We start from the raw sequence: 16,829 nt of genomic DNA, 5'->3' as shown, positions 1-16,829 counted from the left end.
CGCCCCGACCTCGAGCGCTCCGTTCCCCGGTGGCGCGATCTCAGGTGGTGCGGTCTCAGGTGGTGCGCTCCCAGACCGCCACGGGGCCGTGCCCCTCCTCGACGGTGCTGCCGACGCGGCTGAAGCCGGTGTTCTCGAGGACCCGCTGGCTGGCGATGTTGTCGGAGGTGGTGTGGGCGAGCACCCGCGTCACGTCGTCTCGCCCGAGGGCCGCGGTCACGAGGGCGCCCACGGCCTCCGTGCCGAGGCCGCGTCCACGGCAGGCCTCGTTGACGCCGTAGCCGATCTCGACCGCCCCGTCCCCGGCGACCGGGCCCTTGGCGCCCAGCTCGGCGACGGCCTGCAGGGCCTCCCGGTCGACCGCGACGTAGCGCAGGTCCACCACGACGTCGTCCGCCACGGTGGGTCCCAGCGAGCCGAGCAGCGCCTCGTAGGAGCCCACGACGTCGCCGGGCCACTGCGGGCCGAAGCCGACGGTGCGCGTGCCGTCGGGCAGGTCGAGGACCAGCTCGAAGTCGTCAGCGGCGAGACGGCGGCGCAGCACCTCCGCGCTCAGCGGGACCAGGTGCAACCGGGGGGTGCTGAGGGTCTCCATCCCGGGACCCTAGCCGGGGCGAGGGGGGTGACGGCCAGCCGGCTCAGTACCAGTTGTTGGCGACGCTGTGGCCCCAGGCGCCGCACGGGCTGCCGTAGCGGTCGGCGATGTAGCCCAGGCCCCAGCGGATCTGGGTCTCGGGGTTGGTCGCCCAGTCGGCGCCCTCGCTGGCCATCTTCTCGCCGGGCAGCGACTGGGGGATCCCGTACGCCGAGGAGGTCGGGTTGTCGGCCGTGACCGACCAGCCGGACTCCTTCGTCCACAGCGAGTCGAGGCAGCCGAACTGGTCGGAGGAGAAACCGTACTCGGGCAGCAGGGCCTGCGCGATGTCGCGCGGGTCGGAGTCGGAGAGCTCGACCTCCTCGACGCGGCCGGCCCCGGCGTCCTGGGACAGGGCGGCCTCCTTCGCCGGGTCGGTCGCCTCGCGGCGGTCGGAGCGGCTGATCGCCTCGCTGCGCTCGGTGAGGATCCGGGTGACCCGCTCGGTCGCCACCGCGGTGGACTCCAGACCGTCGGTGGCGGCGCCGCCCGCCGTGGCGCCCGCGGCGGTGGTGTCCGCGGCGGCGGTGACGGCGGTCGGGCCGCTGCTCAGCACGCCTCCGGACACCACGGTGCCCGTCGCGACGACGGCGACCGAGGAGAACAGGACGGTGTTGCCGACCAGCTTCTTGGCGGCGGCCGGGCCGGCGGGGGCCTGGCGGTGCTTCGGGACGTAGGTCGAGCGCTTCGGCACAGGGAGGTCCACAGGGGTAGGCGGCAGGTCGCGACCGCCCCGTGGGGGCGGACCGGGTCGGCGCGGTGGACCGGGGGATGAGGTCCGTCGCACGCCTCGAACCTCCGACACCATGCCGGATGGTTGAAAGGGACGCAAACCCTCGGCGGGCGTTTCGGTGCATAGTGTCGCGGGCCGATCGTCACATCCGTCCCGCACGCCACAGGGGCCCCGGCGGCACCGCCGAGGCCCCTGCGGGAGGGGGCGGGACCGGCTCAGAGCGTGACGTGCTCCAGCATCTCCGTGACGAGCGCTGCGACCGGGGAGCGCTCGGAGCGGGTCAGGGTGACGTGGGCGAACAGCGGGTGGCCCTTCAGCCGCTCGACCACCGACACGACGCCGTCGTGGCGGCCCACCCGGAGGTTGTCGCGCTGGGCGACGTCGTGGGTCAGCACGACCTTGGAGTTGGCGCCGATCCGGGACAGGACCGTGAGCAGCACGTTGCGCTCGAGGCTCTGGGCCTCGTCGACGATCACGAACGAGTCGTGCAGCGAGCGGCCCCGGATGTGGGTCAGCGGCAGGACCTCGAGCATCCCGCGCTCGAGGACCTCCTCGATGACGTGCTTGCCGGCGACCGAGCCGAGGGTGTCGAACACCGCCTGCGCCCAGGGCGACATCTTCTCCGACTCCGAGCCCGGCAGGTAGCCGAGCTCCTGGCCGCCCACGGCGAACAGGGGCCTAAAGACGACCACCTTGCTGTGCTGGCGGCGCTCCATGACGGTCTCGAGACCGGCGCACATCGCCATCGCCGACTTGCCGGTGCCGGCGCGCCCGCCGAGGGAGACGATGCCGACCTCGGGGTCCAGCAGCAGCTCCAGCGCCATCCGCTGCTCGGCGGAGCGGCCGTGGATCCCGAACGCCTCGCGGTCGCCGCGCACCAGGCGCACCTGCTTGTCGGGGGTCACGCGACCCAGCGCGGTGCCGCGGTCCGAGAGCAGCACCAGACCCTGGTGGCACGGCAGGTCCCGGGCCTCCGGGACGTCGGCCACGCCCGCGTCGTACAGGTCGTCGAGGTCGGCGGCGCTCACGTCGAGCTCGGCCATGCCGGTGTAGCCGGAGTCGGACTCCCCCACGGCCTCCGCCCGGTACTCCTGGGCGTCCAGGCCGACCGCGGAGGCCTTGATCCGCAGCGGCAGGTCCTTCGACACCAGCGTCACCCGGTGGCCCTCGTCGGCCAGGTTGCGGGCCACCGCCAGGATCCGGGTGTCGTTGTCGCCGAGCCGGAAGCCGGACGGCAGCGCCGCCGGGTCGGTGTGGTTGAGCTCGACGCGCAGCGAGCCGCCGTCCTCGCCGATCGGGACGGGCTGGTCGAGACGGCCGTGCAGCACGCGCAGCTCGTCGAGCGAGCGCAGGGCGGTCCGGGCGAAGTAGCCCAGCTCGGGGTGGTGACGCTTGCCCTCGAGCTCGGTGATGACGACCACCGGCAGCACGACCTCGTGCTCGTCGAACCGGCGCAGCGCGCCGGGGTCGGCCAGCAGGACGCTGGTGTCGACGACGTAGGTGCGGACCCCGGCGGGTCCGGCGGTGCTGGTGTCGCTGGTGCTGGTGCTGGTGACGCTGCTGGTCGTGGAGGCCACGGCTTACCCCTCGCGGACCGGCACGCGCACTCCCGCCCCGGCCCTACTCGCTGCGCTCGGACCGGGAGCACGCCCTGGGGCCGGAGTGCCGGCCCCCTCCTCCGACCGCGGCTCCGCCCCACGCCGGGCGGCGGGGGTGGTGTCGGTGGACGGACAAGACTCGGACCTCCTGGTACGGCGGGCTTCCCCACCCGCCGATGCCTGCGAACGTACGCCGCGCCGGCGTCCGCCCGGCGCGACACGCCCGACGCCCGTGTGAACGACACGTGACGCCTCGTCCCACCCGTCACAGGCGTCACGGACGGGCCGCGGGCGGGAGACCCGGGGGTCGCGCGCGGGGCGTCTCGCCGGGGGGTCAGGCGCCGTGGCGGCGGTCGCGCAGGGCGTAGGCCCGGACGGCGCGGAGGAAGTCGGTGCGGCGGAAGTCCGGCCAGAAGGCCTCGCAGAAGTAGAACTCGCTGGTCGCGCTCTGCCAGAGCAGGAAGCCGCCCAGGCGCTGCTCGCCGGAGGTGCGGATCACGAGGTCGGGGTCGGGCTGGCCCCTGGTGTAGAGGTGCGCGGCGATGTGCTCGACGTCGATGACCTGCGCGAGCTCCTCCAGGGTCGTCCCGGCCCCGGCGTGCTCGGCCAGCAGCGACCGCACGGCGTCCGCGATCTCACGCCGCCCGCCGTACCCGACGGCGACGTTGACGAGGATCCCGTCGATGTCGCGGGTCGCCTCCTCCACGGCCTTGAGCCGGGCCGCGGTGCCGGCCGGCAGCAGGTCGAGCGCTCCCACCGGGTGGATGCGCCAGCGGCCCTCGGCGGCCATCGAGTCGACGGCGCCCTCGATGATCTCCAGCAGGCCCTCGAGCTCCTCGGGCGGACGGTTCGACAGGTTGTCGCTGGAGAGCAGCCACAGCGTGACGACCTCGACGCCGATCTCCTCGCACCAGCCCAGCAGCGGGCGGATGTTGTCGGCGCCCGCGCGGTAGCCCTCGGCGGTCCCGAGGCCGACGGTCCGCGCCCAGCGCCGGTTGCCGTCGAGCATCACCCCGATGTGCTGGGGCATGCGCCCCTCCGGGATGCGGCGCAGGAGGCGGGCCTCGTACGCCGGGTACAGCACCCGTCGCACTCCCCGCTTCCAGTCCACCCGCCGCATGCTAGCGGCCCGGGGCGGGCGCGAGGTTGCTCACGAACCCGGTGGCCGGTCGTCGTCCCCCGCTAGCCTGAGACCCATGAGCGCACGAGTCTCCGAGGTCCGGGCCGAAGCCGCGGGACACCTGCGCGAGGCCCTGGAGGAGGTCAAGCCACGGCTGCGCGGCTGGCTGCACCTGGCGACGGCCCCCCTGACGCTGGCGGCCGGGATCGTGCTGGTCGTCCTGTCCCACGACACCGCCACCCGGGTCGGGTCGGCGGTGTTCACGGGGTCCGCCCTGCTGCTGTTCACCGTCTCGGCGGTCTACCACCGCGGCACGTGGTCCCCCCGGGCGTGGGGGTTCCTGCGGCGCTTCGACCACTCCAACATCTTCATCCTCATCGCCGGGTCCTACACCCCGTTCAGCCTGCTGCTGCTCGACGGGACCCCGCGGGTCGTGCTGCTGACCACCGTGTGGAGCGGGGCGATCCTCGGCGTGCTGTTCCGGGTGTTCTGGTCGGGCGCGCCGCGCTGGCTCTACGTGCCGATCTACATCGCGCTGGGCTGGGCGGCCGTCTTCTTCCTGCCCGACTTCGCGCAGGGTGCCTCGGCCATCGGCAGCGGCATGGGCACGGCCGTGCTCGTCCTGGTGATCGTCGGAGGCGGCCTCTACACCCTGGGCGGCGTCGTCTACGGCCTCAAGCGACCCAACCCGTGGCCGCAGTGGTTCGGCTTCCACGAGGTGTTCCACGTGCTGACGATCCTCGCGTTCGCGAGCCACTACGTCGCGGTCTCGCTGCTCACCTACTCGCTGCGCTGACCGCGCCGGGCGATGACCCGCGCCACGCCCTCCAGCCCGAGGTAGACCAGGTACACCGCGACGAGCGCCACGGTCACCGGGAGCAGCAGCCCCAGCGCGACCGCCGCGATCAGCCCGGCGGCGCGGAACGGCCCCCAGGTCGACGCCAGCAGGGCCGGCAGCACGACCGCCGCGAGGGCACCCTGGAGCAGCTCAGGCACGGGCGGCGCGTCGACGATCCACGGCACCGAGACCTCCCAGCCACCCACCTCGAGGTCGAGCAGGTCGGCCGTGGCGAGGCCGCCCATCACCACGACCGCGCCCAGCGTCACGACGACCGCGCCGCGGTACCACCACCGCCGCAGCGGGCCCCAGCCCGTCGCGCGGCCGTCGAGCATCGTCGCGACCGTCACCGCGGCCCACACCAGCCAGCGCTGGACGAGCGGGACGCCCAGGTCGGCCATCGCGTCGCGGAGCACCCGGTCGGCCTGCGGGCGGGTCACCACGTGGCCCTGGGTCGACACGTACGTCGGGCCCGCCGCGGGGTCGGTCTCGACCAGGCCGTCGTGGACCAGCGCGGCGGGCAGGTGGCGCCCGCTGCGGGGCACGAGCCAGGTGAAGAAGCGCGGCACGGACGTCAGGTCGCTGCGGAACGTCGCGGGGTCGGCCGGCACCAGCAGGGGCCCCAGGCGACGGTCGTCGTACCCGAGGCGGCGCAGGACCGCGAAGGACTCGGAGCCGTCCTCCATGCGTCGCTCGAGGAAGACCCGGGCCGGGGCCGCCCGGTCGGCCGGCTCGTCGGGCAGGCCGCCGTCGAAGAAGCGCCTCACGGGGTGAGTGTGCCCGGGCAGGGTCACCCCAGGACGTAGATCACGCAGGCCAGGCCGAAGCCCGTCACGCCGATGGTGGTCTCCATGACGGTCCAGGTCTTGAGCGTCGTGCGCACGTCCATCTCCAGGAAGCGCCCCACCAGCCAGAAGCCGGAGTCGTTGACGTGGCTCGCCACCACGGACCCCGCGGCGAGCGCCAGCACCACGGCCGCGACCTGCACGGCGCTGAAGTCGCCGCCGAGCACGATCGGCTGCACGAGGCCGGCGGCCGTGGTCAGCGCGACCGTCGCGGAGCCCTGGGCGATCCGCAGCGCCGAGGCGATGAGGAACGCCGCGAGGATCACCGGGATGCCGAGGTCGGCCAGGGTGTCGGCGAGGGCGTCCCCGATGCCGCTGGTGCGCAGCACGAAGCCGAACATGCCCCCGGCCCCGGTGATCAGGATGATCGCGCAGACCGGCCCGAGCGCACCGTCGACCAGCTTCTCCAGGGTCTCGCCGGCCACGCCCCGTCGGACGCCGAGCACGTACATGGCGACGAGCACCGTCACCAGCAGCGCGACCGGTGTCGCCCCGAGCGCGCGGAGCATCGCGACCCACGTCGCCTCGCCGTCCACCCAGCCGGCGGTCGAGGCGGTGTTGAGGCCGGTCTCCAGGAAGATCAGCACCAGCGGCAGCAGGAGCAGCCCGACGACCGTGCCGGCGCGCGGCGCCGCGCCGGAGGGGTGGTCCTCCGGGGGCCCGCCGCTCAGCACCTCGGGCACGGGGAGCTCCCAGCGGCGGCCGGCCCAGAGCCCGAACAGGTAGCAGGTGACGTACCAGGTGGGCACGGCCACGGCGATCCCCAGCAGCACGACGAGGCCGACCTGCGCCTCGAGCAGGCCCGCGGCGGCGACCGGGCCCGGGTGGGGCGGCACGAAGACGTGCATCACGGAGAACGCCCCGGCGGCCGGGAGCCCGTAGCGCAGCACTCCCCCGCCGAGGCGCCGGGCGACGGCGAAGACGACCGGCAGCATGACCACGAGCCCGGCGTCGAAGAAGATGGGGAAGCCGAAGACCAGCGACGTCACGCCCAGCGCCAGGGGCGCCCGCTTCTCGCCGAACGCGCCGATCAGCCTCTCGGTCAGCACCTGGGCGCCGCCGCTGACCTCCACCAGTCGGCCCAGCATGGCTCCCAGCGCCACCAGCAGCGCGACGGTGCCGAGCGTCGTGCCGAAGCCGGCGGTCAGGGTCGGCACGACGAGGGCCGCCGGGATGCCGGTGGCGAACGCCGTGCCGATGCTCACCAGGACGAGGGCGAGGAACGCGTGCACCCTGAAGCGGATGATCAGCAGCAGGAGGACCGCGACGGCGCCGGCCGCGATGCCGAGCAGGGGGCCGGCGCCCAGGACGGGGTCGAAGTCGATCTCCACGCGCCGCATCCTCACAGACGGCGCCCAGGTCGCGGCGTGACCGTTACCCCATGGGGGTACCCCTGGTACGGTAGGGGGGTATCAGGCCGACACCAGGAGGACCCGTGACCGAGACCCCCGCCCCACCCGGGTACGGCGACGAGAAGGAGGCGTACCTGAAGCGGCTGCGCCGCATCGAGGGCCAGGCCCGCGGCCTGCAGCGGATGGTCGCCGAGGACCAGTACTGCATCGACATCCTGACCCAGGTCTCCGCGATGACGAAGGCCCTCCAGGCCGTCGCCCTCGGCCTGCTCGACGACCACCTCGCGCACTGCGTGGTCGACGCGGCCGCGGCCGGCGACGACGCCGCCGCGCGCGAGAAGCTCGCCGAGGCGAGCGCCGCCATCACCCGCCTCGTCCGCTCCTGACCGTCCCCCGTCCGTCCCCGTCCGTCCCCGCACCCGAGGAGATCCCCGTGGCCCAGCAGACCTACACCGTCGACGGCATGACCTGCGAGCACTGCGTCGCGTCCGTGACCGAGGAGGTCTCGGAGCTCGCCGGCGTCACCGACGTCGCCGTCGACCTCGACTCCGGGCGCCTCGCCCTCACGACCGACTCCCCCGTCGACGACGACGCGGTCCGCGCGGCCGTCGCCGAGGCGGGGTACGCCGTCCGGTGAGCACGCCCACCGCCCACCGGGAGGAGGTCGAGCTCGAGCTCACCGGCATGACCTGCGCGTCGTGCGCGAACCGCATCGAGCGCAAGCTCAACAAGGTCGAGGGCGTGACCGCGAGCGTCAACTACGCCACCGAGCGGGCCCGGGTGAGCCACCCCGCCGGCGTCAGCGCCGACGACCTGATCGACGTCGTGGCGCGGGCCGGGTACGGCGCGAGCCTGCCGCGACCCGCGGCGACGCCCGGGGAGGGCGCCGACGGGCTCGACCGCCGCCTGGCCGTGTCCGCCGCGCTCAGCTTGCCCGTCGTGGCGCTGGCGATGGTGCCCCCGTGGCAGTTCCCCGGCTGGCAGTGGGTCTCGCTGGCCCTCGCGCTGCCGGTCGTCGTCTGGGGCGGCGCGCCGTTCCACCGGGCCGCGTGGACGAACCTGCGCCACGGCGCCACCACGATGGATACCCTCGTGTCCCTCGGCACGCTCGCGGCCCTCGGCTGGTCCCTCTACGCGCTGCTCCTCGGCTCGGCGGGCGAGATCGGGATGCGCCACGGCTTCGCCCTCACCGTCGAGCGCGGCGACGGCGGCGCGAACGTCTACCTCGAGGCCGCCGCGGGCGTGACCACGTTCCTGCTCGCCGGACGCTGGCTCGAGCACCGCTCCAAGCGCCGGGCCGGCTCGGCCCTCCGCGCGCTGCTGGACCTCGGCGCCCGCGAGGCGACCCGGGTCGTCACCGCCCCCGACGGCTCCGTCACCCGGGAGGAGCGCGTGCCCGTCGAGCGGCTCGCCGTCGGCGACGTGTTCCGGGTGCGACCCGGCGAGACCGTCGCGACCGACGGCGAGGTGCTCTCCGGCGCCTCCGCCGTCGACACCTCGATGCTGACCGGCGAGTCGGTCCCCACCGAGGTCGCCGCGGGCGACACCGTGGTCGGCGGCACCCTCGGCGTCTCCGGGCAGCTGCTCGTACGGGCGAGCCGGGTCGGCGCCGGGACCCGTCTGGCCCGCATGGCCCGGCTCGTCGAGGACGCGCAGGCGCAGAAGGCCTCCGCGCAGCGCCTCGCCGACCGCGTCTCGGCCGTCTTCGTCCCGCTCGTGCTCGTGCTCGCCGCGCTGACCCTGGCGACCTGGCTGCTGCTGGGCGAGCCCGCCGAGGCCGCCGTCACCGCCGCGGTCGCCGTGCTGATCATCGCGTGCCCCTGCGCGCTCGGCCTCGCGACCCCGATGGCGCTGATGGTGGGCACCGGGCGCGGGGCCCAGCTCGGCGTCCTCATCAAGGGCCCCGAGGCGCTCGAGCGCACGCGGCGGCCCGACGTGGTGCTGCTCGACAAGACCGGGACGGTCACGACCGGGCGCATGGAGCTCGTCGACGTCGTCGCGGCCGAGGGCGAGGACCCCTCCCGCGTGCTGCACCTGGCGGGCGCCGTCGAGGCCGCCTCCGAGCACCCGGTGGGCCGGGCGGTGGCGGGCGCGGCCGCCGCCGCGTCCGCGGACGCCGGGCGGGGCGCCCTGCCCGAGGTCGTCGACTTCGCCAGCTCCGCCGGTCTGGGGGTCCGCGGCACCGTCGAGGGCACCGAGGTGACCGTGGGGCGCGCCCGTCTGCTCGACGACGTCGCGCTGCCGGTCGGGCTGGCGGCCGCGCTGGCGGCGGCGGACGGCGGCACCCGGGTCGTGGTCGGGTGGGGCGGCCGCGCGCGCGGCGTGCTCGCGGTCGCCGACACGGTCCGGGACACCTCGGCCGAGGCGGTCGCCGACCTGCGCGCGCTCGGCCTCCGGCCGGTGCTCCTCACCGGCGACGCGGCCCCCGTGGCCCGCGCCGTGGCCGCGCAGGTCGGCATCGACCCCGGCGACGTCGTCGCCGAGGTGCTGCCCGAGGACAAGGTCGCGGTCGTCCGGCGCTACCAGGACGCGGGCCACGTCGTCGCGATGGTCGGTGACGGCGTCAACGACGCCGCCGCCCTCGCCACCGCCGACCTGGGCCTCGCGATGGGCACCGGCACCGACGCCGCCATCGAGGCCGCGGACCTGACCCTGGTGCGCGGCGACCTGCGGGTCGCCGGCGACGCCGTGCGCCTGTCGAGGCGCACGCTCGCCACGATCAAGGGCAACCTGTTCTGGGCGTTCGCCTACAACGTGGCCGCGCTGCCCCTGGCCGCGCTCGGGCTGCTGAACCCGATGCTCGCGGGCCTCGCGATGGCCGCCTCGTCGCTGTTCGTGGTCGCCAACTCCCTGCGCCTGCGCGGCTTCACCGCCCGCGCCGACGGCTGAGCACGTCGCGCAGCCGGGCCGGGGCCGCCACCACGCCGGCCACCAGGACGCCGACGACGAGGCCCACGAGCAGGTTGTGGGTGAGGACGACCGCGGCCAGGGTCGACAGCATCGTGGCGGTGTGGCCCAGCGGCGCCCGCCGCAGCGTCGAGGGGCGCAGGCTGTCGACGTCCGCGCTGCGCCAGGCGACCACCAGCATCACCGCGACCAGCGCCGCCATCGGGATCGCCGCGACCTCCGGGCCCAGCGCGACGACCAGCACGAGCAGGAACGCGCCCGCCGAGAACGTCGAGAGCCGGGTGCGGGCGTGGGCGAGCCGGGTGTTCATCATCGACTGCCCGATCACCGCGCACCCGCCCATGCCGCCGAACAGCCCGGTCACGAGGTTCGCGCCGCCCTGGCCCCACGCCTCGCGACGCTTGTCCGAGCCCGTCCGGGTCGCGGCGTCGACGAGGTCGGCGGTCACCAGGGTCTCGAGGAGGCCGACCAGCGCCAGCCCCACGGCGTACGGCGCGACGATGCGCAGCGTCTCCCAGGTCGGCGGGACGTCGGGCAGCACCAGGGAGGGCAGGCCGTCCGGCAGGGCACCCTCGTCGCCGACGTCGGGCACGTCGAGGCCGCCGAGCACCACCAGCGCCGTGAGCACCGCGATCGCCACGAGCGGCGACGGCACGAGCCGGGTCACGCGGGGCGCGAGCACGATCAGCGCGAGGCCCGCCACCACCAGGGGGTACACGACCCAGGGCACGCCGACGACGTGCGGCAGCTGGGCGAGCAGCAGCAGGGCGGCCAGCGAGTTCACGAACCCGGTCACCACCGCGGGCGGGACGTGACGCATCAGGCGCGCGACCCCGGCCAGCCCCAGCACGACCTGCACCGCCCCGCCGAGCAGGACGGTCGCCAGCAGGTAGTCCAGCCCGTGGGCCGCCATCACCGGCGCGACGACGAACGCGACGGCCCCGGTGGCCGACGAGATCATCGCCCGCCGTCCGCCCAGCACGGCGATCGACAGCGCCATCGTCACCGAGGTGAACAGGCCGACGCGCGGGTCGACGCCGACGATGACCGCGAACGAGATCGCCTCGGGCACCAGGGCCAGCGCCACGACCAGGCCGGCGAGCAGCTCACAGCGCAGCACCCGCGGCGAGCGCAGCGCGCCGAGGACGGTGTGGACCTCCGGCGGTGGGGCGGCGGGGTCCGGCTGCTGGGCCACGAGGACCGAGCCTAGGACGCGGTCCTCGCGAGCCTGGACCGGGCGTCGTACGGTGGAGCGATGGCCACCATCGAGCTGACCGCAGAGAACTTCGCCGGCCACGTCGAGGGCGAGGGCATCCTCCTCGTGGACTTCTGGGCCTCCTGGTGCGGCCCGTGCCGCCAGTTCGCCCCGACCTACGAGGCGGCCTCGGAGGCGAACCCCGACATCACCTTCGGGTCGGTCGACACCGAGCAGGAGCAGCAGCTGTCGGCCGCCGCGCAGATCTCGTCGATCCCGACCCTGATGGCGTTCCGCGACGGGATCCAGGTGTTCGCCCAGGCGGGCGCCCTGCCCCCGGCCGCGCTGGACGAGCTGATCGGGGCCGTCCGCGGCCTCGACATGGACGACGTGCGACGCCAGGTCGCCGAGGCCCAGGCCGGCTCCGCGCAGCCCTCCGAGGGCTGAGGCTCAGCCCCGGTCGGCGGGGGTGTCCGCGGCGGCGGTGTCGACGCGCTCGTCGGCCGTGACGGGCTCGTCGCCGTAGACCCCCGCGTCCTTCGCCCGCTTCGCCTTCGCGATCTGGCGCACGAAGCTCCAGCACAGCAGCGCGACGACCCCGCAGAGGCCGAAGAAGATCGCGAACGCGGTCCATCCGGCCTTCACGTCCTCCGGCTCCGGGCCCTGCTCGAGGCCGCCCGGGGCGGGCACGTCCATCAGCACCTGCGGGAGGTGGGTCAGGGCGTGGGCGAGGACCAGCGCGGAGTCGAGCAGCAGCGGCGTCACGGGGTCCAGTCTCTCACTGCGCCGAAGCCGCGCCGGGGTCGGGCGTGACGCCCGCGAAGAGGTCGTCCTCGGGGAGCGGGGCGCCGGTGCGGTCGACCACGCGCTCGAAGTCCTCGGTCGGCCACACCGACTGCGACAGCTCCATCGGGACGGCGAACCAGTGGCCGTCGGGGTCGATCTGCGTCGCGTGCGCCAGCAGCGCCCGGTCACGGACCTCGAAGTAGTCGGCACACGGCACCCGCGTGGTGATGCGGGCGTCCCACTCCGGCTCGGGCTCCCAGCTCGCGAGGCGCTCGGCCCACGGCGACTCCAGCCCCCGCTCCAGCATGGCCTCGTGGATCGCCGTCATCCGCGGCCGGTTGAAGCTGTGGTGGTAGTAGAGCTTGCTGGGCGTCCAGGGCTGGCCGGCCTCGGGGTAGGCGTCGGGGTCGCCGGCCGCCTCGAAGGCCGCGACGCTGACCCGGTGGCACATCACGTGGTCGGGGTGCGGGTAGCCACCGCGCTCGTCGTACGTCGTCACGACGTGGGGCCGCACCTGGCGGATCAGCCGGACCAGCGCTTCGGCGGCCTCCTCGACGGGGACGAGCCCGAAGCAGCCCTCCGGCAGCGGGGGCTTGGGGTCGCCGTCGGGCCAGCCCGAGTCGACGAACCCCAGCCAGTGCTGGGTGATGCCGAGGATCTCGCGCGCCGCGTCCATCTCCGCACGGCGGACCTCGGTCATGTTCTCGAGGACGTCGGGGCGGTCCATCCGCGGGTTGAGGATCGAGCCGCGCTCCCCGCCGGTGCAGGTCACGACGTGCACCTCGGCACCCTGGTCGACGTACATCGCGGTCGAGGCCGCACCCTTCGACGACTCGTCGTCGGGGTGGGCGTGGACGTGCATGAGGCGCAGCCCGGAGCGGGGCCCGCCGTGGGCCGCGGCACGGCGGGCCGTGGCCGCGGTGTCGGTGTGGGCGCCCTCGTGGTGCTCCCCGTGGGCCCGGTGGGTCTCGCGCTGCGCCTCGGGGGACGCGTCCTCGTGCATGCCTCCAGACTATGGCGGGCCGCCGACGCCCGAGTTTTCGCCCCGGTTCGGGCCGGGTGGGACGATGGTGGCGTGGACACCTCGGACACCCGGCTGCAGGAGAGGTACGGCGCACCGCGTCTCAGCGCCCGCCGCGTCGGCGTCTCGGCGCTCGTCGCCGTCGGCGTGGTCGCCGCCGTCTGGCTCGCGTGGGTGACGCTGGCCTACTCCGCGCCCGACGTGCGCTCCAAGCTGGTCGGCTGGGACATCGCCGACGACCGCACGGCCACCGCGGTGCTGAACGTGTCGATCGACCCCGGCGTGGTGGCCACCTGCCGGGTCCGGGCGGTCTCCGAGGACCACTCCGTGGTCGGCGAGGTCGGGTTCGAGCTCGACGGCGACGACTTCGACGGCACCGGCCGGATCGAGCAGGTCGTCCGCACGGAGCGGCGGGCGACGGCGCTGGAGTCCCTCGGCTGCACCACCCCGGGCCAGCCCCGCCCCCGCTGAGGCACGGGCTTGCCCGCGACGGCGGGGCCCTTGCTATGGTCGTCCATCCGCCTGCCGGGCCCCGTCCGTCGGGCGCCGCCCGCGCGGAGAACGCGGCGGACCGAGTCCCCCTCACGAGCCGGTGACGTCGACAGACGCACCGGCACGATCATTCTCACACCCAGGAGCACGCGATGACCCAGTCCGAGCAGGACACCGTCTGGCTGACCCAGGAGGCCTACGACAAGCTCTCGGCCGAGCTCGAGAACCTCAAGGGTCCCGTGCGCCAGGAGATCGTCGACCGGATCAGCGCCGCCCGCGACGAGGGCGACCTCAAGGAGAACGGCGGCTACCACGCCGCCCGCGAGGAGCAGGGCAAGGTCGAGGGCCGCATCCTGCAGCTCGAGGACATGCTGCGGCGCGCCGAGGTGGGCGAGACCCCCTCCGACGACGGCACCGTCTCCCCCGGCATGAAGGTCACCTACCGCTTCGTCGGCGACGACGACACCGAGACCTTCCTGCTCGGCGCCCGCGAGATCGAGGACGACTCCCTCGACGTGTTCTCGCCCCAGTCGCCGCTCGGCTCGGCGATCGTCGGCGCCAAGGTCGGCGACACCGTCACCTACGAGGCCCCCAACGGCAAGAAGCTGCAGGTCGAGGTCGTCGAGGCCACGCCCTACACGGGCTGACCTCCGGACCGGCCGGCCGGACCGCACGGCCGGTCCGGTCGCTACACCGGCTGGGCCTCCACGCGGTACCCGCTCTCGCGCAGCCGTGCGGTGACCTCGGCGGCGTGCGCCTCGCCGCGGGTCTCCGCGTGGATGCGCACCTCCACCTCGTCGATCCGCAGCTGCGGCGAGAGCCGCTCGTGGCCGACCTCGAGCACGTTGGCCCCGGCCCCGGCGACGTCGACCAGCAGCTGGGCGAGACCGCCGGGACGGTCGGGGACGCACACGCGCAGGTAGAGGAAGCGGCCCGCGGCGGCCATGCCGTGACGGATCACCTTGCCGAGCAGCAGGGGGTCGATGTTGCCGCCGGACAGCACCGCGACCGCCGGCGTCTGCCACCGGTGCGGGTGGTCCAGCAGCGCCGCGACCGCGGCGGCACCCGCGGGCTCCACGACCATCTTGGCCCGCTCGAGCAGCGCCAGCAGGGCCCGGGACATCGACTCCTCGCCGACGGTCACGACCTCGTCGACGTGCTCGCGCACCGCCGCGAACGGCACGTCGCCGGGGCGGCCGACGGCGATGCCGTCGGCCATCGTCGCCATGGCCGTGAGCGGCACCGGCGCCCCTGCCTCCAGCGAGCCCGGGTACGCCGCGGCGCCCTCGGCCTGGACGCCGACGACGCGCACCGTCGGGTCCAGCGCCTTGATCGCCACCGCGACGCCCGCCAGCAGGCCGCCGCCGCCGGTCGGGACCAGCACGGTGCGGGTCTCGGGGGCCTGCTCGAGCACCTCGAGCCCGAGCGTGCCCTGCCCGGCGACGATGTCGACGTGGTCGAACGGGTGGATCAGCACCGCGCCCGTCAGCTCGGCGTGCTCGCGGGCCAGCTCGAGCGCCTCGTCGACGCTGCGGCCGTGGAACAGCACGTCGGCGCCGTACCCGCGGGTGGCCTTCTCCTTCGGGATCGGCGCCCCGACGGGCATGACCACGGTCGCCTTGATCCCGAGCATCTGGGCGGCCAGCGCCACCCCCTGGGCGTGGTTGCCGGCGGAGGCCGCGACGACGCCGTTCGCGCGCTCGGCCTCGGTGAGCCGCGACATCCGCAGGTAGGCGCCCCGGATCTTGAACGAGCCGCACCGCTGGAGGTTCTCCGCCTTCAGCCGCACCGGCCCCCCGGCCAGGTCGGAGAGCCAGCGCGACTCCTCCATCGGGGTCAGCGTGGCGACGCCGGCGAGGACCTCGCGGGCGGCGCGGACGTCGGCCAGGCCGACCCCCGCGGTCGGGTCGGTCGCCGTCGGCTCGGTCGCGGTCACGGCGCCTCCACGGCAGGGGTCGCGAGCTCGTCGTCGGCGAGCTCCTCGGGATCACCGCCGACCGGTGTGGCGGCGGCCAGGTGCTGGACGACCGCGTTGAGCGCGGCCACGAGCGGCACGGCGATCAGGGCGCCGGCGACGCCGGCGACCAGGACGCCGCAGCCGATGGCGACGATCACGCCGAGCGGGTGGACCGACACGAAGCGGCCCATGAGGAACGGCTGGAGGATGTGGCCCTCGATCTGCTGGACAACGATGACGCCCAGCAGCATGAGCAGCGCCGTGACCGGCCCCTGGTCGACGAGCGCGACGAGGACCGCGACGCTGCCCGCGACGGTGGCGCCGATCAGGGGCACGAAGGCGCCCAGGAAGACCAGCACGCCGATGGCGGCGACGAACGGCACGCCCAGGACGGCGGCCCAGATCATGATCCCGATGGCGTCGACCAGGGCCACGACGACGGTGGCGCGCACGAACTGGGTCAGCGAGACCCAGGCGACGTGGCCGGACTCGTCGAAGCGCTCACGGGCCGCGCGGGGGGCCAGCCGGACCACCCAGGACCAGATCCGGCGACCGTCGGCGAGGAAGAAGAAGGTCGCGAACAGCGTGATGAACAACCCGGCGAGGACGTGGCCCAGCGCCGCCCCGACCTCGCTGAGGCGGGCCACGATCTGCGCGTCCTGGGAGTTCTCGGTCAGCGTGGACTGGGCCTGGCCCAGCCAGTCGTTGATCTGGCTGTCGCTCGCGTTGAGCGGCCCGGTCTTCAGCCAGTCGCGGACCTGTCCGAGGCCGGCGGCCACCTGGGCGCCCAGGTCGGCGGCGCCCTCCGCGATCTGGCGGCTCACGAACGTCAGGAGCAGCGCGACGAAGCCCAGCCCGAGCACGACGGCGACCGCCGCGCCGACCGCGGCCGGCACCCGCGCCCGCTGGAGCAGGTGGACCAGGGGGCTGGCCAGGGCGGCGATGAGCAGGGAGATCGCGAGCGGCAGGGTGACCACCGCGAAGTAGGCGAGCAGCCACAGCACCAGGAACCCGGCACCCGCGATCAGCAGCAGACGCCACGCCCAGGCGGCCGCCACGTCGAGGGCCCAGGGGACCTCGGCCGGGCGGGTGTCGGTCTCCCCGCCCCGCACCGGTGCGGGCTCCGCGCGCCGCTCCGCCCGCATCGCGGTCCACTGCTGCACGAACTGCTGGGCCAGCCGCTCGCCGCGCTCGGCCTCGCGGCCGCGCCGCCGCCACGCCGTACGGCGGCGCTCTTCGGCGGTGTCGGGCCCGTCGGGCCCGTCGGCTCCGGGCTCGTCGACCCCTGCGTCGCGGACCTCGTCCGCGGCGGCTCCTCCCCGGGGGAGGTCGTTGCCGACACTCGTCACCG

The 16,829-nt window shown here is 74.8% G+C and carries 18 protein-coding genes; 7 read left to right on the top strand and 11 right to left on the bottom strand.

Going from position 1 to position 16,829, the window contains the following annotated elements:
* Window positions 1–55: 55 nt before the first annotated feature.
* From ABD158_RS09610 to ABD158_RS09595, 4 genes are all read right to left on the bottom strand, one after another.
* Complete coding sequence (locus tag ABD158_RS09610) at window positions 56–595, bottom strand: GNAT family N-acetyltransferase (RefSeq protein ID WP_344006505.1); 540 nt, start codon at window positions 593–595, stop codon at window positions 56–58.
* Between the two features lie 43 nt (window positions 596–638).
* Complete coding sequence (locus ABD158_RS09605; protein ID WP_344006503.1) at window positions 639–1,328, bottom strand: aggregation-promoting factor C-terminal-like domain-containing protein; 690 nt, start codon at window positions 1,326–1,328, stop codon at window positions 639–641.
* Between the two features lie 254 nt (window positions 1,329–1,582).
* The gene (gene phoH2, locus ABD158_RS09600) at window positions 1,583–2,845 is read right to left on the bottom strand and encodes an RNA 5'-3' helicase PhoH2 (RefSeq protein WP_425573183.1); all 1,263 of its coding nucleotides are present in this window, start codon (window positions 2,843–2,845) and stop codon (window positions 1,583–1,585) included.
* Window positions 2,846–3,299: 454 nt separating this feature from the next.
* Entirely contained in the window at window positions 3,300–4,076 is a 777-nt protein-coding gene (locus ABD158_RS09595) for an isoprenyl transferase (protein WP_344006500.1), read from the bottom strand.
* A gap of 85 nt (window positions 4,077–4,161) precedes the next feature.
* Here ABD158_RS09595 and trhA point away from each other — a divergent pair, with 85 nt between their 5' ends.
* A complete protein-coding gene (trhA, locus tag ABD158_RS09590; RefSeq protein WP_344006498.1) occupies window positions 4,162–4,881 on the top strand; it encodes a PAQR family membrane homeostasis protein TrhA in 720 nt (239 codons plus the stop codon).
* Here the strand turns inward: trhA and ABD158_RS09585 are convergent.
* Both ABD158_RS09585 and ABD158_RS09580 read right to left on the bottom strand, forming a co-directional pair.
* Entirely contained in the window at window positions 4,866–5,690 is an 825-nt protein-coding gene (locus ABD158_RS09585; RefSeq protein ID WP_344006496.1) for a DUF1353 domain-containing protein, read from the bottom strand. The two genes, trhA and ABD158_RS09585, sit on opposite strands and share 16 nt — an antisense overlap.
* Window positions 5,691–5,713: 23 nt before the next feature.
* Complete coding sequence (locus tag ABD158_RS09580; protein WP_344006494.1) at window positions 5,714–7,099, bottom strand: GntP family permease; 1,386 nt, start codon at window positions 7,097–7,099, stop codon at window positions 5,714–5,716.
* Window positions 7,100–7,203: 104 nt separating this feature from the next.
* Between ABD158_RS09580 and ABD158_RS09575 the strand changes: the two genes are divergently transcribed.
* The 3 genes from ABD158_RS09575 to ABD158_RS09565 are packed head-to-tail and all read left to right on the top strand — an operon-like array spanning window position 7,204 to window position 10,009.
* Window positions 7,204–7,506: a metal-sensitive transcriptional regulator gene (locus ABD158_RS09575; protein ID WP_344006492.1), complete on the top strand. Its 303-nt coding sequence runs from the start codon at window positions 7,204–7,206 to the stop codon at window positions 7,504–7,506.
* A 47-nt stretch (window positions 7,507–7,553) separates the two neighbouring features.
* On the top strand, window positions 7,554–7,757 hold the full coding sequence (locus ABD158_RS09570) for a heavy-metal-associated domain-containing protein (RefSeq protein ID WP_344006490.1): 204 nt from the start codon (window positions 7,554–7,556) through the stop codon (window positions 7,755–7,757).
* A gap of 47 nt (window positions 7,758–7,804) precedes the next feature.
* Window positions 7,805–10,009 (top strand): heavy metal translocating P-type ATPase, encoded by a 2,205-nt coding sequence (locus tag ABD158_RS09565; RefSeq protein ID WP_344007015.1) that lies wholly within the window; start codon window positions 7,805–7,807, stop codon window positions 10,007–10,009.
* On the opposite strand, the gene ABD158_RS09560 is transcribed toward ABD158_RS09565, so the two are convergent.
* Window positions 9,987–11,222, bottom strand: a complete 1,236-nt coding sequence (locus tag ABD158_RS09560) for a SulP family inorganic anion transporter (RefSeq protein ID WP_344006488.1) — start codon at window positions 11,220–11,222, stop codon at window positions 9,987–9,989. The two genes, ABD158_RS09565 and ABD158_RS09560, sit on opposite strands and share 23 nt — an antisense overlap.
* Window positions 11,223–11,282: 60 nt before the next feature.
* On the opposite strand from ABD158_RS09560, the gene ABD158_RS09555 reads away from it, so the two are divergent.
* On the top strand, window positions 11,283–11,669 hold the full coding sequence (locus tag ABD158_RS09555) for a thioredoxin family protein (RefSeq protein ID WP_344006485.1): 387 nt from the start codon (window positions 11,283–11,285) through the stop codon (window positions 11,667–11,669).
* 3 nt (window positions 11,670–11,672) lie between these two features.
* Here ABD158_RS09555 and ABD158_RS09550 read toward each other — a convergent pair whose 3' ends face one another.
* Both ABD158_RS09550 and mca read right to left on the bottom strand, forming a co-directional pair.
* The gene (locus ABD158_RS09550) at window positions 11,673–11,987 is read right to left on the bottom strand and encodes a hypothetical protein (protein WP_344006484.1); all 315 of its coding nucleotides are present in this window, start codon (window positions 11,985–11,987) and stop codon (window positions 11,673–11,675) included.
* Between the two features lie 13 nt (window positions 11,988–12,000).
* On the bottom strand, window positions 12,001–12,870 hold the full coding sequence (gene mca / locus ABD158_RS09545; RefSeq protein WP_344007013.1) for a mycothiol conjugate amidase Mca: 870 nt from the start codon (window positions 12,868–12,870) through the stop codon (window positions 12,001–12,003).
* A gap of 213 nt (window positions 12,871–13,083) precedes the next feature.
* Between mca and ABD158_RS09540 the strand changes: the two genes are divergently transcribed.
* Window positions 13,084–13,500 (top strand): DUF4307 domain-containing protein, encoded by a 417-nt coding sequence (locus ABD158_RS09540; protein ID WP_344006483.1) that lies wholly within the window; start codon window positions 13,084–13,086, stop codon window positions 13,498–13,500.
* A 173-nt stretch (window positions 13,501–13,673) separates the two neighbouring features.
* Window positions 13,674–14,168 carry a transcription elongation factor GreA gene (gene greA, locus ABD158_RS09535; protein WP_344006481.1) on the top strand — a complete coding sequence of 165 codons (495 nt, stop codon included), beginning with the start codon at window positions 13,674–13,676 and terminating at the stop codon, window positions 14,166–14,168.
* A gap of 41 nt (window positions 14,169–14,209) precedes the next feature.
* On the opposite strand, the gene ilvA is transcribed toward greA, so the two are convergent.
* Window positions 14,210–15,457 carry a threonine ammonia-lyase gene (gene ilvA / locus ABD158_RS09530; protein ID WP_344006479.1) on the bottom strand — a complete coding sequence of 416 codons (1,248 nt, stop codon included), beginning with the start codon at window positions 15,455–15,457 and terminating at the stop codon, window positions 14,210–14,212.
* A complete protein-coding gene (locus ABD158_RS09525; RefSeq protein WP_344006477.1) occupies window positions 15,454–16,827 on the bottom strand; it encodes an AI-2E family transporter in 1,374 nt (457 codons plus the stop codon). Before ABD158_RS09525 ends, ilvA begins: the two co-directional genes overlap by 4 nt.
* Window positions 16,828–16,829 lie beyond the last annotated feature (2 nt).

This window comes from Nocardioides lentus (assembly GCF_039529515.1).
GTDB lineage: Bacteria > Actinomycetota > Actinomycetes > Propionibacteriales > Nocardioidaceae > Nocardioides > Nocardioides lentus.
The sequence above is the reverse complement of the archived record's forward strand: the minus strand, read 5'-3'. Positions and strand labels throughout refer to the sequence as shown.

Bases quoted from the DNA above. Each gene is read 5' to 3' on its own strand.
- greA (WP_344006481.1), top strand. From the start codon at position 13,674: ATGACCCAGTCCGAGCAGGACACCGTCTGGCTGACCCAGGAGGCCTAC.
- ABD158_RS09555 (WP_344006485.1), top strand. From the start codon at position 11,283: ATGGCCACCATCGAGCTGACCGCAGAGAACTTCGCCGGCCACGTCGAG.
- mca (WP_344007013.1), bottom strand. From the start codon at position 12,870: ATGCACGTCCACGCCCACCCCGACGACGAGTCGTCGAAGGGTGCGGCC.
- trhA (WP_344006498.1), top strand. From the start codon at position 4,162: ATGAGCGCACGAGTCTCCGAGGTCCGGGCCGAAGCCGCGGGACACCTG.
- ABD158_RS09610 (WP_344006505.1), bottom strand. From the start codon at position 595: ATGGAGACCCTCAGCACCCCCCGGTTGCACCTGGTCCCGCTGAGCGCG.
- ABD158_RS09565 (WP_344007015.1), top strand. From the start codon at position 7,805: ATGACCTGCGCGTCGTGCGCGAACCGCATCGAGCGCAAGCTCAACAAG.